This window comes from Algiphilus sp., from assembly GCF_023145115.1.
In the GTDB taxonomy this organism is placed as follows: Bacteria; Pseudomonadota; Gammaproteobacteria; order Nevskiales; family Nevskiaceae; genus Algiphilus.
Map to the genome: position 1 here is coordinate 1 of NZ_JAGLEJ010000050.1, position 14,165 is coordinate 14,165.

The 14,165-nt window shown below is 69.9% G+C and carries 14 protein-coding genes; 5 read left to right on the forward strand and 9 right to left on the reverse strand.

Annotation, left to right across the window (positions count from 1 at the left end):
* Positions 1-98: 98 nt before the first annotated feature.
* Together KAH28_RS16185 and sppA are read right to left on the reverse strand one after the other, a co-directional pair.
* Positions 99-866 (reverse strand): alpha/beta hydrolase, encoded by a 768-nt coding sequence (locus tag KAH28_RS16185; protein ID WP_290578424.1) that lies wholly within the window; start codon positions 864-866, stop codon positions 99-101.
* Positions 863-2,776 (reverse strand): signal peptide peptidase SppA, encoded by a 1,914-nt coding sequence (gene sppA, locus KAH28_RS16190; RefSeq protein ID WP_290578425.1) that lies wholly within the window; start codon positions 2,774-2,776, stop codon positions 863-865. Before sppA ends, KAH28_RS16185 begins: the two co-directional genes overlap by 4 nt.
* 206 nt (positions 2,777-2,982) lie before the next feature.
* Between sppA and KAH28_RS16195 the strand changes: the two genes are divergently transcribed.
* The 3 genes from KAH28_RS16195 (at position 2,983) to KAH28_RS16205 (ending at position 5,325) form a co-directional block, all read left to right on the forward strand.
* A complete protein-coding gene (locus KAH28_RS16195) occupies positions 2,983-3,585 on the forward strand; it encodes a peroxiredoxin (RefSeq protein WP_290578426.1) in 603 nt (200 codons plus the stop codon).
* Positions 3,586-3,699: 114 nt separating this feature from the next.
* Positions 3,700-4,653, forward strand: a complete 954-nt coding sequence (trxB, locus tag KAH28_RS16200) for a thioredoxin-disulfide reductase (protein WP_290578427.1) — start codon at positions 3,700-3,702, stop codon at positions 4,651-4,653.
* Positions 4,654-4,719: 66 nt separating this feature from the next.
* Entirely contained in the window at positions 4,720-5,325 is a 606-nt protein-coding gene (locus tag KAH28_RS16205; protein ID WP_290578428.1) for a glutathione S-transferase family protein, read from the forward strand.
* A gap of 6 nt (positions 5,326-5,331) precedes the next feature.
* On the opposite strand, the gene KAH28_RS16210 is transcribed toward KAH28_RS16205, so the two are convergent.
* From KAH28_RS16210 to orn, 6 genes are all read right to left on the reverse strand, one after another.
* Complete coding sequence (locus KAH28_RS16210) at positions 5,332-6,366, reverse strand: FAD-dependent oxidoreductase (protein ID WP_290578429.1); 1,035 nt, start codon at positions 6,364-6,366, stop codon at positions 5,332-5,334.
* A 75-nt stretch (positions 6,367-6,441) separates the two neighbouring features.
* A complete protein-coding gene (gene ispH / locus KAH28_RS16215; RefSeq protein WP_290578430.1) occupies positions 6,442-7,416 on the reverse strand; it encodes a 4-hydroxy-3-methylbut-2-enyl diphosphate reductase in 975 nt (324 codons plus the stop codon).
* Positions 7,413-7,901 (reverse strand): signal peptidase II, encoded by a 489-nt coding sequence (lspA, locus tag KAH28_RS16220; RefSeq protein ID WP_290578431.1) that lies wholly within the window; start codon positions 7,899-7,901, stop codon positions 7,413-7,415. Before lspA ends, ispH begins: the two co-directional genes overlap by 4 nt.
* Positions 7,901-10,651, reverse strand: coding sequence for an isoleucine--tRNA ligase (gene ileS / locus KAH28_RS16225; RefSeq protein WP_366918220.1), 2,751 nt, complete (start codon positions 10,649-10,651; stop codon positions 7,901-7,903). The genes lspA and ileS overlap by 1 nt, the downstream gene beginning before the upstream one ends.
* A 53-nt stretch (positions 10,652-10,704) precedes the next feature.
* Positions 10,705-11,634: a bifunctional riboflavin kinase/FAD synthetase gene (gene ribF, locus KAH28_RS16230; RefSeq protein ID WP_290578433.1), complete on the reverse strand. Its 930-nt coding sequence runs from the start codon at positions 11,632-11,634 to the stop codon at positions 10,705-10,707.
* The gene (gene orn / locus KAH28_RS16235; RefSeq protein ID WP_290578434.1) at positions 11,635-12,195 is read right to left on the reverse strand and encodes an oligoribonuclease; all 561 of its coding nucleotides are present in this window, start codon (positions 12,193-12,195) and stop codon (positions 11,635-11,637) included.
* 82 nt (positions 12,196-12,277) lie between these two features.
* On the opposite strand from orn, the gene KAH28_RS16240 reads away from it, so the two are divergent.
* Together KAH28_RS16240 and KAH28_RS16245 are read left to right on the forward strand one after the other, a co-directional pair.
* On the forward strand, positions 12,278-13,114 hold the full coding sequence (locus KAH28_RS16240) for an HAD family hydrolase (RefSeq protein ID WP_290578435.1): 837 nt from the start codon (positions 12,278-12,280) through the stop codon (positions 13,112-13,114).
* 32 nt (positions 13,115-13,146) lie between these two features.
* On the forward strand, positions 13,147-13,488 hold the full coding sequence (locus KAH28_RS16245) for a 4a-hydroxytetrahydrobiopterin dehydratase (protein ID WP_290578436.1): 342 nt from the start codon (positions 13,147-13,149) through the stop codon (positions 13,486-13,488).
* 39 nt (positions 13,489-13,527) lie between these two features.
* On the opposite strand, the gene KAH28_RS16250 is transcribed toward KAH28_RS16245, so the two are convergent.
* Positions 13,528-14,165 (reverse strand): DUF2306 domain-containing protein (locus tag KAH28_RS16250; protein ID WP_290578437.1); only part of this gene is annotated, 638 nt, incomplete at its 5' end.

Consider the following 14,165-nt stretch of genomic DNA (forward strand, 5'->3'; position numbering starts at 1 on the left):
TACACCACGTCGTGGGACACGACCGTGGCGGACGCACCACGGTTTCGCGCATCGCCGGCCCGAATGTCCGCCCGGCCGCACGCCAACCGCTGTCCACCCTACTCCCGGAGGAATGCCGCGATGATCTCCGCCATCGCCTCGCCGTGCTCCAGCGGCAGGCCGTGGCGGGCGTCGGGGAAGATGTGCAGGCGCCCGTCCGGCAGTTCGGCGGCGAAGCGCTCGCTGTCATCGACCGGGAAATAGTCGTGCCCCGACGCGATCACCAGGGCGGGCATGGTGACGGCATCGAGCCGCTCGCGCACCGACCACCGGCTCAGCGCAATCAGGCTCTCCAGATAGACGCCGCGCCGATTGCGTTCGGCGCGTTCCTCGAGAAGCGCACGCTGCGCTTCCTGCCCGGGGTCCGGGAACATGCGGCGCGCCATGATCCGGCCCAGCCGCTTCGGACCGAGCACCCCCATCATGCCGATGCGGAAGGCGATCTCGGCGATCTCCGCCGGACGGCGCGGGCGGAAGCTCGGCACGCTGTTGGCGATGACGAGACGCCGCACGCGCTCCGGCGCGCACAGCGCCAGGCACAACGCCACGGCGCCGCCCATGCTGTGCCCCACCACGTCGACCCGATCGACGCCGCGCGCGTCGAGCAGCGCACGCATGTCGGCGGCGAAGCGCTCCGGATTGTAGGGGCGCTGCCGCGGGCTGCTGCCGTGCCCGCGCAGGTCGGGCGCCAGGACGCGGTAATGCGGGGCGAGCGCCGGCATGACATCGCGCCAGTCCCGATGACTCGCGCCCAGTCCGTGAATGAGCAGTACCGGTTCGCCGTCGCCGGACTCGGCGCAGAAGAGGGGCGGCAGCTCCCGGCTCATCGCGGCCCCGGCAGCGCCCCCTGCGAGGCCGGCAGCCCGCCGGCGGTCACGCGGCATTCGCACAGCGCATAGCGGCCCGCGGGATCGGCCGGCCACGCGGCCAGCAGCGCGGCGGCGTCGCTGCCGGGCAGCGCGTCGCGTGCCCAGCCCGCCAGCAAGGCCTGCGCACCGAAGGTGTCGGCCAGCGACAGGATGCCGCCCGACAGATGCTGGAGCATCGAGAACACGCCCGGGCGTGGCGCGGAAGGCGGTGTCAGACGGTAATGGTCGGCCTCGAGGCCGGCGAGCTCCGCGGCCCGGTCCGCCGCCTCGCGCAGACCGCCGAGGGCGTCGACCAGTCCGCGTTCCAGCGCCTGTTGCCCGCTCCAGACGCGGCCCTGTGCAACGCGCTCCACCGCAGCCTCGGGCATCTCGCGCCCAGTGGCCACGCCGGCGATGAAGCGACCGTAGGCATGCTCGACGCCGCTCTGCAGCACACGCGCCATGTCCTCGCCGAGGGGGCGGTCGGGACGCAGGGCGCCGGCCACCGGCGTGGTGCCTACACCGTCGCTGCCGATGCCGACCTTCTCCAGCGCATCCGATACGCTCATCCAGAGCCCGAAGACACCGATCGAGCCAGTGATCGTGGCGTCGTAGGCGTAGATGGCATCGGCATCCATGGCGATCCAGTAGCCTCCGCTGGCCGCCTGCGTGGCCATCGAGGCCACCACCGGTTTACCCGCGTCCTGCAACGCCACGACGGCGCGCCGGATCCGTTCGGAAGCGAGCACGCTTCCGCCCGGCGAATCGATGCGCAGCACCACCGCGCGCACCTTGTCGTCGCGCCGGGCCGCGTTGAGCGTCTCGGCGATGCGGTCGCCGCCGGCGGTACCGGGCTCGCCGCGACCGTCCACGATCATGCCCTGGACCGTGACCAGCCGGACCTCGGGGGCCGCGGGGTCGGCACCGGCGCGCTCGCGCGTCGCCTGGAGATAGTGGCGGAAGTGGATCTGCCGGAAGCTGCCGTGTCCGTCCTCGTCCATGCCCACGGTCTCGCCCATGCGCGAACGGAAGGCGCCCAGCGTCTCGAGCCGGTCGACGATGCCGGCGTCCTGCACCATCGCCGCGATGTCGCCATCCGCGGCCTCGATGCGCTCCGGCAGTGCGGACAGCAGCTCGGGAACCGCCGAGGCGACATCCTCGCGGACGTGGCTCGCGCGCTGCAGGTAGCCGTTCCACAGCACCTCCAGCCAGGCGGCATTGGCGCGCCGCGCGGCATCGCTCATGTCGTTCCGGATGAACGGCTCGACCGCGGACTTGAACTCGCCGACGCGGAAGACCTCGATATCCACGCCGATCTTGCCGAAGAGATCTGCGAAGTAGTTCGGATAGACCGAGTAGCCCTCGATCCAGACCGCACCGAAGGGATCGAGCGCGATCTCGTCCGCCTGGGCGGCGAGTCCGTACTGGGGCTGCGTGAGGCTGTCGGCCCAGACGTAGACCTTCTTGCCGGCATCCCGGAAGCGCCGGGCGGCGCGCGCGATCTCGTCGATGGCGGCGATGCCGGCGCTGCCGAGCTCGTCGAGCTTGAGCACCACGAAGGGAATGCGGTCGTCCTCGCGGGCCCGGTCGAAGGCATCGACCACGTCCGATATGGCGGTCTGCGCGGGAGGCTCCCCGGCCCACTGGGACAGCGCCTGCTGGAACGGGTCGGCCTCGACCTTCTCGACCAGCGCGCCGGTGGGGGCGATCACCAGGCCGACATTGTCCTCGACCTGGACGCTCGGTCCGCCGCTCCAGATCAGCCACGCCAGCACCATGCCGAGCATGATGCTGATCAGGAACAGCGTGCGGTAGATGAACAGGAAGATGGCGCTGATGCGCGCCGCGAACCGTCTCAGCGGGCCCTTCTGGCTCGATTCTGCACTCACGGTGGATAGTCCTTGCGTCGCGGACGACCGCGCGGGCGGTCGCGGGGCGTGGTCGTGGTAATTGATTCGCGCTATACGTGCGTTAGTCTAGATGGGATTGTGCTGACGGCGCGGAGTTTCCTAAGCTTCGCGCACTTTCGAGCGGTGCGCCGCCGGCGCCCGCCCCCGGTTTTCATCCCTGCAACAGCTAGCGAAGGAGTTTATCGATGAGCGTACTCGTTGGGCGCCAGGCCCCGGATTTCACCGCAGCAGCCGTCCTTGGCGATGGCAGCATCACGGAGAGCTTCAAGCTGTCGGAGCTGCGCGGCAAGTACGCCGTGCTGTTCTTCTGGCCCCTGGACTTCACCTTTGTCTGCCCGTCCGAGATCATCGCGCACGAAAACCGTCGCGGCGCCTTCGAGGAGCGTGACGTGCAGCTGGTCGGCGTCTCCATCGACAGCCAGTTCACGCACTTCGCCTGGCGCAACACGCCGGCCGACAAGGGCGGCATCGGCGAGGTCGGCTTCCCGATGGTGGCGGACGTGCAGCACGAGATCTGCCGCGCCTACGGCATCGAGCACCCGCAGGACGGTGTCGCGTTCCGCGCGTCCTTCCTGATCGACAAGGATGGCGTCGTGCGCCACCAGACCGTCAACGATCTGCCGCTCGGCCGCAATGTCGACGACATGCTGCGCGTGATCGACGCCCTGCAGTTCCACGAGAAGCACGGCGAGGTCTGCCCGGCGGGCTGGCAGAAGGGTCAGGAAGGCATGAAGGCGGACGCCGACGGCGTCGCCAGCTACCTGGCCAAGAACGCGTCCTCGCTGTAAGGCCGCTACCCAGCCGCTCCGCTTCAACCGCGAGCGAAAGGCCCGGGGACGGCTTTCGCCTCCCCGGGCCTTCTTCGTCTGCGCGATGGCACCACTTCATCCAGGCAACCCGCAATGAGCGACAAGAATCACCACCCCCTCATCATCCTGGGCTCGGGACCGGCGGGCTACACCGCCGCGGTCTACGCCGCGCGGGCCAACCTCTCGCCGGCGCTGATCACCGGTCTCGAGGTCGGCGGCCAGCTGACCACGACCACCGAGGTCGACAACTGGCCGGGTGACGTCGAGGGCCTGCTCGGGCCCGACCTGATGGAGCGCATGCGCAAGCACGCCGAGCGCTTCGGGACCGAGCTGATCTACGACAACATCAATGCCGTCGATGTCGGCAACCGGCCCTTCACCTTGACCGGCGACGTCGGTAGCTACACCTGCGACGCGCTCATCATCGCGACCGGCGCCTCGGCCATGTACCTCGGTCTCGACTCCGAGGAGGCCTTCAAGGGCAAGGGTGTCTCCGCCTGCGCGACCTGCGACGGCTTCTTCTACAAGGAGCAGGACGTGGCGGTCATCGGTGGCGGCAACACCGCGGTCGAGGAAGCGCTGTATCTCTCCAACATCGCGCGCAAGGTCTACGTCGTTCACCGGCGCGACCAGTTCCGCGGCGAGAAGATCCTGCACGACAAGCTCTTCGCCCGCGAGGCCGAGGGCAAGGTCGAGATCGTCTGGAACCACACGCTGGACGAAGTGCTCGGCAACGAGCAGGGCGTCAACGGGGCGCGGCTGCGCGCCACGCAGGAGGACGGCACCCGCGAACTCGACGTCAGCGGCGTGTTCATTGCCATCGGTCACAAGCCCAACACCGACCTGTTCCAGGGCCAGCTCGACATGGCCGGCGGCTACATCAAGGTCCAGTCGGGCACCGAGGGCAACGCCACCGCCACCAGCGTCCCGGGCGTGTTCGCGGCCGGCGACATCATGGACCATGTCTACCGACAGGCCGTGACCTCGGCCGGCACCGGCTGCATGGCGGCGCTCGACGCCGAGAAGTACCTCGACCAGCTGGGTTGAGACTGGCACCATCCGGCGTCCGCGGCGGGCATTCCGGCCCGCCGCGGTCACCATCCGGACGGTGCCATGACGCTCACGCTCTACTGCAGCCTCACCTCGCCCTATGCCAGACGCGTGCGCGTCATGGCGCGCGTGCTCGGGGCCGCCGACGACATCCATGAGGCGGTCGTCAATCCCTTCGACAGCCCCGAGGCGCTTCTCGCCCACAACCCGCTGTCGAAGATCCCGGTGCTGGTGGGCCCAGACGAGCTGGTGCTGCCGGACAGCAGCCTGATCCTCGGCTACCTCCTGGCCCGCCAAGGCCGCGCCATGCCGGCCGCCGCCGGTGACTGGGAACGCGCCCGACGGCTGACCATCGCCGAGGGCGTGGTCGACGCCTGTGCCGCCATCGTGCTGGAGGGGCGTCGCCCCACCGGACAGCGCTCGCAGGCCCATGTCGATCGACAGCGCGGGGTGATCGCGCGCGGAATGGCAGCGGTGGCGGCGGAGCCGCCTGAACAGTCGCCGGCCGATGCCGATCCCTACGCCATAACGGTCGCCGTGCTGCTGGGCTATCTCGATTTCCGTCTGCCGACCGTCGACTGGCGGTCGAGCGCGCCGTCGCTGGTGGGCTGGTATGCCGATGCCGCGGCACTGCCCGCCATGCAGGCGACACGCCCTCCGGAAGGCTGAGCCGCCCTACCCGCCGGCCGCGCCGTCCATGGCCGCGGTCAGCCGCCGGGCCGATGCCGGCGCCATCGCCAGGCCGTTGCGGTAGTGCCCGGTGTTCCACCACAGGCCGGGGCGCGTGGCGTCGGCACCGATCACCGGCTCGCCATCGGTGATGCCGGGCCGCAGACCCGACCACTGCTGCACCACCGTGGCCCCGCGCAGTTCCGGCAGCCAGCGCTCCGCGCTGTCGCGCAGCCGCACGCGCGCGGACGCGGTGACGGTCTTGTCGAAACCGGCGTCCTCCAGCGTCGCACCGAGCAGACAGCGCCCGTCCGCCCGCACCACCAGATAGCTGTCCGGAAGCAGCCAGACGCCGGCGGGCAGTGGTCGCGGTGTCGCCAGCAACAGCATCTGCCCGCGCACCGGGGTAACCGGGGGCGCGTCGGGCACGATGCCGCCGCTCCACGCCCCGGTGGCGAGCACCACGTCGGCGCCATCCAGCACCAGCGTCTCCCCGTCCCGCCGGGCCTCGACGCCGGTCACGCGCCCGTCGCCATCGACACGCAGCCGCCGCATGGCCGCATGCTCCAGCACCGTCACGCCGATGCCCGGCAGCGCCATGCGCAGCGCCTTCACCAGGCGCGGATTGCGGATCTGCCCGAACCAGGGCATACGCAGCCAATCGATGCCGCGGTCGCGCTCCCAAGTGTAGGCCAGCCCCTGCCGCTCCAGCCAGTCCGTGGCGCGGGCGTGGCAGCGCGGATCGTGCAGCCGTGCGCCGCATTCGAGGAACTGGACGTCGATGCCGGTGGCGCGCAGCAGCGTGTCGGCCAGGGCGGGATACAGCGCGCGGCTCTCCACGCACAACCGCCAGATCGAGGCCGGATAGTCCCAGGGCCGCATTGGTGCCAGCAGGCCGGCGCCCGCCCAGGACGATTCGGCGCCGGCGAGCCCGCGGTCGAGTACCGCCACGCGCCGCCCGCTCTGCGCGAGGGCCAGTGCCGAGCACATGCCGACCGCCCCGCCGCCGACGACGATGGCGTCATGGCGCGGCGCGTTCATGGCCGCCCCGCTTCGGACGGCGCGCGCTTCCGGGGCGCGGCGGGTGCGACGCCGAGCGCGTCCCGCGCGATCCGCTCAGCCACCGCCGCGCAGCGAGGTGCTGCGCTCTTCGAGGGCTCGCGCCAGATTGCGCGGCAGCGAGAAGACGACGTCCTCGCGCACGCCCTGCTGCTCGTCCACGGTGTGTCCGCCCAGCGCGCGTAGTCGCTCCACGACCTGCTGGACGAGCACCTCCGGTGCCGACGCGCCGGCCGTGACGCCGACGGTGGCGGTCCCGGCGAGCCATTCCGGCTGGATGTCGGTCGGCCCGTCGATCAGGTAGGCGCGCGCGCCGCATGCCGCGGCCAGCTCGCTGAGGCGGTTCGAGTTCGAGCTGTTGCGCGAACCCACCACCAGCACCAGCTCGGCCTTCTCCGAGAGGCTGCGCACCGCATCCTGCCGGTTCTGCGTGGCGTAGCAGATATCGTCCTTGCGCGGCCCGGAAATCTGAGGGAAGCGCCCGCGCAGCGCATCGATGATGCGGGCGGTGTCGTCCATCGACAGCGTGGTCTGCGTCACGAAGGCGAGCCGGTCGGGATCGCCGATGTCCAGCCTCGCGACGTCGTCGGGCGTCTCGACCAGCATGATCCGACCGCCGTGGGAGGCGTCGAACTGCCCCATCGTGCCCTCGACCTCGGGATGCCCGGCGTGGCCGATGAGAATCACCTCGCGGCCCTCGCGCGCGTAGCGCGTGACCTCGATGTGCACCTTGGTCACCAGCGGGCAGGTGGCGTCGAAGACCGTCAAGTCGCGCGATGCCGCCGCCTCGCGCACCGCCTGCGAGACACCGTGCGCCGAGAAGATGCACAGCGCGCCGTCGGGGATCTCGTCGACCTCCTCGACGAAGACCGCGCCCTTGGCGCGCAGATCGTCGACCACGAAGCGGTTGTGCACCACCTCGTGCCGCACGTAGATGGGGCCGCCGAAGGCCTCGAGGGCCCGCTCGACGATGTCGATGGCGCGATCGACGCCGGCACAGAAGCCGCGCGGATTGGCCAGCAGTATCTTCACGATTCGCTCCCGCCCCTGCGGCTGCGTCGCCAGTCCAGTAGGGCGTCCAGGATCATCAATGCGGCGCCGATGGTAATCGCCATGTCCGCCACGTTGAAAGCCGCGAAGTGCCAGCTGCCCCAGTAGAAGTCCAGGAAGTCGATGACATAGCCGCGCGCTGCGCGATCGATGGCGTTGCCGATGGCGCCCGCCAGGATGAGACACAGCGACACCGCCACCAGCGGTTGCCCGGACGGATTGCGCCGCAGCCAGATCAGGATGCCCACCGCCACCGCGAGCGCCAGCAGGATGAAGGGCAGCTGCGAGTTGCCGGCGAACATGGAGAACGCGACCCCGGTGTTGCGCAGGTGCACGATGTTGAAGTGCGGCAGCACCGCGATCTGCTCGTACCAGTCCAGATGCCGGTGGATGAGCTGCTTGCTGATCTGGTCGAGCAGGATCAGGCCCGCCGAAAGCCACAGCCAGTGGGCGTTGCGGATGCGCATCAGACCACCCGGCGGTGCTCGCCGGCGCCCGCCACGTTCTCGACGCAGCGACCGCACAGCGCCGGATGGGCGGCATCGGCACCGACATCGGCGCGCCGGTGCCAGCAGCGCACGCACTTGTCGTGCTCGCTGCGCGCGATCGCCACGCCCAGCGTCGTTCCGTCATCCAGCGTGTGGACATGCATGGCCGGGTCGCGCTCGCCGGCGCGCACCACGTCCGAGGTCAGCAGCCAGAAGCGCATCTCGTCGCCGAGCGCGTCCATCGCCGCGCCCAGGCGCCCGGAGTCGGTCCAGACCGTGACGCAGGCGTCCAGATCGCCCTTGATGTGACCGGCGCTGCGGGCCTCCTCGAGCTGCTTCTTGACCGCGCCGCGCAGGGCGCGCAGCGCCTGCCAGTCGAGGCTCGCGCCGGGAAGCTCCGGGAATGCCCACCAGCGCTGCACGAAGACGGTCTCGTCGCGCGCCCCGGGCAGCGCTTCCCAGGCCTCGTCCGCGGTGAAGGACAGGATGGGCGTGATCCAGCGCACCAGCGCTTCGCCGATGTGCCAGAGCGCGGTCTGCGCCGAGCGACGCGCCGCTGAATCGGTTCCGGTGGTGTAGAGCCGATCCTTGAGCACGTCCAGATACAGGCCGCCGAGGTCGACCACGCAGTAGTTGTGCAGCTTCTGATAGACCGCGTGCAGCTCGCGCCGGCCGTACGCCGCCTGCAACTGCGCCTGCATGGCCTTTGCCTCGCCCAGCGCCCAGACATCGCCGGGCAGCATGGCGTCCGGCGCCAGCGCATCGCGGGCCGGGTCGAAGTCGTGCAGGTTGCCGAGCACGAAGCGCAGCGTGTTGCGCACGCGCCGGTAGGCCTCGGCAACGCGCTTGAGCAGGTTGTCGGAGATGGCGATCTCGCCCGAATAGTCGGCGCTGGCCACCCACAGGCGCAGGATGTCCGCGCCCAGGGTCTTCATGACCTGCTGCGGCGGCACCACGTTGCCCGCCGACTTGCTCATCTTGCGGCCCTGCTCGTCGACCGTGAAGCCGTGCGTGAGCACGGACCGGTACGGTGCGCGGCCGTGCATGGCGACGCTGGTCAGCAGCGAGGACTGGAACCAGCCGCGGTGCTGGTCCGAGCCCTCCAGATAGATGTCCGCCACCGCGTCGGTGGCCTGCCCACCGGTCGAGCGCGGTGCGCAGCGATGCACGACCCCGCTGTCGAACCAGACGTCCAGGGTGTCGGTGCTGGCTTCGTAGCGCGTCTCGTCGATGCCCCAGTCGGCCGGTGTGCTGCCGAACCAGGCTTCGAGGCCGTCGCGCTCGACGGCGTCCGCCACGCGCGCCAGCAGCGCCGGCGTGTCCGGATGCAGCTGCTGGGTCTCGCGGTCGATGAACACCGCCATGGGCACGCCCCAGGTGCGCTGGCGCGAGATGCACCAGTCGGGCCGGCCCTCGACCATGCCGCGGATGCGTGCCTCGCCCCAGGCCGGAATCCACTGGGTGGCATCGACGGCGCGCAGCGCGTCGTCGCGCAGACCGGCGGCATCCATCGACACGAACCACTGCGGGGTGGCGCGGAAGATCAGCGGCGTCTTGTGCCGCCAGCAGTGCGGATAGCTGTGATCGAAGGGCGCGTCGTGCAGCAGCCGGCCGCTCGCGCGCAGCGCCTCGACGATGGACGCGTCCGCCTTGCGCACGTGCTGGCCGCCGACGATCGGCGTGTCGGCCGCGAAGACACCGTTGCCGCCGACCGGGTTGAGGGTCTCGAGACCGTACTGCCGGCCGACCACGAAGTCGTCGGCGCCGTGTCCGGGCGCCGTGTGCACGATGCCGGTGCCGGCATCGAGCGTGACGTGCTCGCCGCACACCACCGGGACGTCGCGCTCGGCAAAGGGATGCTGCGCGCGCGCGCCCTCCAGCGCCGCGCCCGCCACGTGCGCGAGGCTCCGCACCTCCAGCCCGGCGCGCGCCGCGACCGCCTCGGCGAGATCGGCGGCGACGATCAGATCGGGTCCGTCGGCGACCGACAGCCAGGCGTATTCCAGCTCGGCATTGACGCAGAGGGCCTGATTGGCGGGCAGCGTCCACGGCGTCGTCGTCCAGATGACGAAGTCCACCGGTCCGCCCGCGTCGACGCCGAAGCGCGCCGCCAGCTCGCCCGGATCGGCCGCCGCGAAGCGCACGTCGATGGCGGGCGAGCGCTTCTCCGCGTACTCGACCTCGGCCTCGGCGAGCGAGGAGCCGCAGTCCAGGCACCAGTGCACCGGCTTGAAGCCGCGGACGACGTGACCGCGCGCAACGATGTCCCCGAGCGCGCGCAGCTGCTCCGCCTCGAAGGCCGGATGCATGGTCAGGTAGGGGTTGTCCCAGTCGGCCAGCACGCCCAGTCGCTCGAAATCGACGCGCTGGCGGTCGACCTGCTCGCCGGCGTACTCGCGGCAGCGGGCGCGGAAGGCGGCCGGATCGAGCTTGTCGCCGACCTTGCCGTGCTTCTTCTCGACCTGCAGCTCGATGGGCAGCCCGTGGCAGTCCCAGCCCGGCACGAAGACCGCATGCGAGCCGTCCAGCCGCGCGGACTTGACGATGATGTCCTTGAGAATCTTGTTGACCGCGTGGCCGATGTGGATATCGCCGTTGGCGTACGGCGGGCCATCCACGAGCAGGAATCCGGGGCGGTCGGCCGTGGCGGTCTGGACCCGATGATAGAGACGCTCGCTCTGCCAGCGCGCCAGCCGCTCGGGCTCGCGGGTCGCCAGCTTGGCCTGCATCTCGAACGCGGTCTTCGGCAGGTTCAGGGTCTGCTTGTAGTCGGGGGCTTCGCTCACGCTGAGAGTCCGAAGTGCGCGCGCGCCGCCTCGACGTCGGCGCGAATCTGCCGGGAGAGCGCGTCCAGCGAATCGAAGCGCTGTTCGGCGCGGATGAATTGATGGAAGGTCACTGTCAATTGTCGCCCATAGAGCGCGCCGGTGTCTGCCAGCGCATGCGCCTCGAGTCGCGGCCGGTCGCCACCGACCGTGGGCCGCGTGCCGAAGTTCGCCACGCCCGGCCACTCGGCGCCATCGCAGGCCATGCGCACCGCATAGACCCCGTGGCGCAGGGCCAGCCGCTCGCGGAAGCCGAGGTTGGCGGTGGCGGCGCCGAGATCGCGCCCCAGGCGCTGACCGCTGCGCACGACGCCGCTGAGCGCGTAGCGCCGACCGAGCAGTGTCTCGGCAGCGGCGAGGTCCCCGGCGCCGAGGTGCTCGCGCAGTCGGGTGGAGCTGGCGCGCCCCTCCCCCACCGCGACATCGTCGACCGACTCCACGGCGAATCCGTGCCGCTCGCCGGCGGCGCGCAGCATGGCGACGTCGCCGGCCCGCTGCGCGCCGAAGCGGAAGTCGGCCCCGACGATCACCGCGACGACGCCGAGCCGCCGGACCAGCACCTCCTCGATGTAGGCCTCGGGCGCAAAGCGTGCGAAGCGGCCGTCGAAGCGCAGGCAGGACCAGCGCTGCACACCCTGGGCGGCCAGCTCGCGCGCGGTGTCGCGCACGGGCAGCACGGCCGGCGGCGCATTGTCGGGGTCGAACCAGGCCGCCGCGGTCGGCCGGAAGCTCTGCACCGCGGGCACGCTGGCGCACGCACCGGCCTGCGCGCGCAAGCGTTCGAGCAGCGCCTGGTGCCCCAGATGCACGCCGTCGAAGTTGCCGATCGCCAGGGCGCAACCGTGATGCCGGTCGCGGATGTTGTGGAGCCCGCGGATGATTTCCATCTACTGGGGCAGATTCAGGAAATGCGTGCGGTAGTGGCGCAGCTCGGCTATGGAATCGCGGATGTCGTCCATGGCGCGATGGCTGGTCTGCTTGGTCAGCCCACCGGCGACCCCGGGTGCCCAGCGCGTGGCGAGCTCCTTGAGGGTCGAGACGTCGATGTGCCGATAGTGGAAATGCGCTTCCAGTGTCGGCATCAGGCGCGCCATGAAGCGGCGATCCTGACAGATGCTGTTGCCGCACATGGGGGAGGACCGCTCGGGCACCCACTCGCGGAGGAACGCCAGGGTCTCCGCCTCGGCATCGGCCTCGCTGTGACGGGAGGCGCGCACGCGCTCGACCAGGCCCGACACGTTGTGCTGCCGCGTGTTCCACGCGTCCATGCCGTCGAGGACCTCGTCGCTCTGGTGGATCGCGATCTCCGGCCCTTCCGCGAGGATCTCGAGGTGACTGTCGGTCACGATGGTGGCGATCTCGATGATGCGGTCGCTGGTGGTGTCCAGCCCGGTCATCTCGAGGTCGATCCAGATCAGGTTGCTGCTGTTGGGGCGCGCTTGGCTCATGACGGTCAGGGGGTTCCGGGTACGCCGGAAGAGCCGGCAAGACTAGCAAATGCCGCACCGGACGCGTGCTAGTCTCACGCCGATGCAGGAAACCATCGCCATCGTCTTCGACTTCGACGATACCCTCGCCCCCGACACCACGACCGGCTTCCTCGACTGGGCCGGCATCGGCGATGTCGGCGCTTTCTGGGCCGAGGACGTCGCGCCGCTGATCACCGAGGGCTGGGATCCGGTACCGGCCTACATGTTCGCGATGATCGAGGCCGCGCGCGCGGGTCGCTGCCGCCCCCTGACCCGCGAGAGCTTCGCCGAGTGGGGCGCGATCGCGCCCCTGCATCGCGGCGTGCCCGAGCTGTTCGCACACCTGCGTGCGGCGGCGCACAGCGAGAATCCGCGCGCCCAGCTCGAGTTCTACGTCATTTCCAGCGGAATCGGCGATGTACTGCGCGCGACCGGCATCGCCGACGCGTTCACCGCCATATGGAGCTCGGAGTTCGCCTACGGCGCCGACGACGCGGCGCGTTTCGCGAGACGCGTGGTCAGCTTCACCGACAAGACGCGCTATCTGTTCCATGTGCAGAAGGGGCTCATCGGGGCCGAGGCCGACCGCAACCCGTTCGCGGTCAACCGCCGCATCCCGGCGGAACGACTACGCGTGCCGCTGGCCAACATGATCTTCGTCGGCGACGGCTATACCGACATTCCCTGCTTTTCGCTGCTGGAGCAGAACGGCGGCACGCCGATCGCGGTCTACGACCCGCAGCGACCGGACAAGTGGCGACGCGCCTTCGACTTCGTCCGGGAAGGTCGAGTGCGCACGCTGCATTCGGCAAACTACGAGGCCGGTTCCGACCTCAACAACGTGCTGACGATGGCGACTGCCGCCATCGCGGCGGACCTCGAGCAGCGCACCCGGTAGCGCACTCCCACGCGCAAGCGAAGGAGGTAGGCATGACGACCGAACTGAGCCAGAAGACCTGCAAGCCCTGCGAGGGCGGCGTCGACGCGCTGGATCGCGCGGCGGCCGAACGCATGCTCGGCGAACTGGCCGGCAACTGGACACTGGCCGACGACGCCAAATCCATCCGGGCCGAGTTCCGGTTCGCGGAGTTCTATCGCACCATGGCCTTCATCAACGCGGTGGCGTGGGTGGCGAATCAGCAGGATCACCACCCCGATATCGCCTTCGGCTACAACTACGCCAACGTCACCTTCACGACGCACGCCATAGGCGGTCTGTCCGAGAACGACTTCATCTGCGCGGCCCGCATCGACGCGCTGATGGCCGGCTGAGCCCGCGTCCAGCGGCTTGCACCGGAAGCGCGGGCCACGCTAGGCCACTCCTGCGGCCCGGGGAGACGGGCCCAGGAAGGGTTCACCATTTCTTCGTGCCCGGCGGTACTGGATGATGACTTCGGCGACGACCATGTTCGGTACCCAGCACATCCACAGTGCGATCATGTAGTTCTCATGCCAGGGTAGACCGGCATAGTCCATGCCGATGATCATGATGCGCAGAGTCGTGCCGGAGAGCGTCTGGCTGAAGCTGCGGATCATCCATTCGCCGTGATGCGTGAAGTCACCCTGCAGCAACCGCAGTAAGCCCATGGCAGTGAAGCAGAAGGTGGTCGTGGCGACACCAACGATGGCCACGACCGCCGCCATGCCTGGTTCCGCGGGAAGCACGACGGCGAATACCCCGCCGGCGAAGGAGCCGATGAGCGCAGCCGCCATGTAGACGACCCCGATCGACTGGTGCACCCGGAACCACCGCAGGCGCAGGGCGGGCACGAACTGGAAGGCACCGACCGCCAGCGCCGTCCCCATGCCGGCCGCATGGAAGTAGAGCAGCGTCCGATGCTCCTTGAACTTGGGCAGCTGCTCGGCAACGAAATCGTTGAAGGACGTCATGTTCAGCATCTCGTAGACGCTGTTCAACGCTTCCATGAGCTGGCCCCTTCTATCTCCGG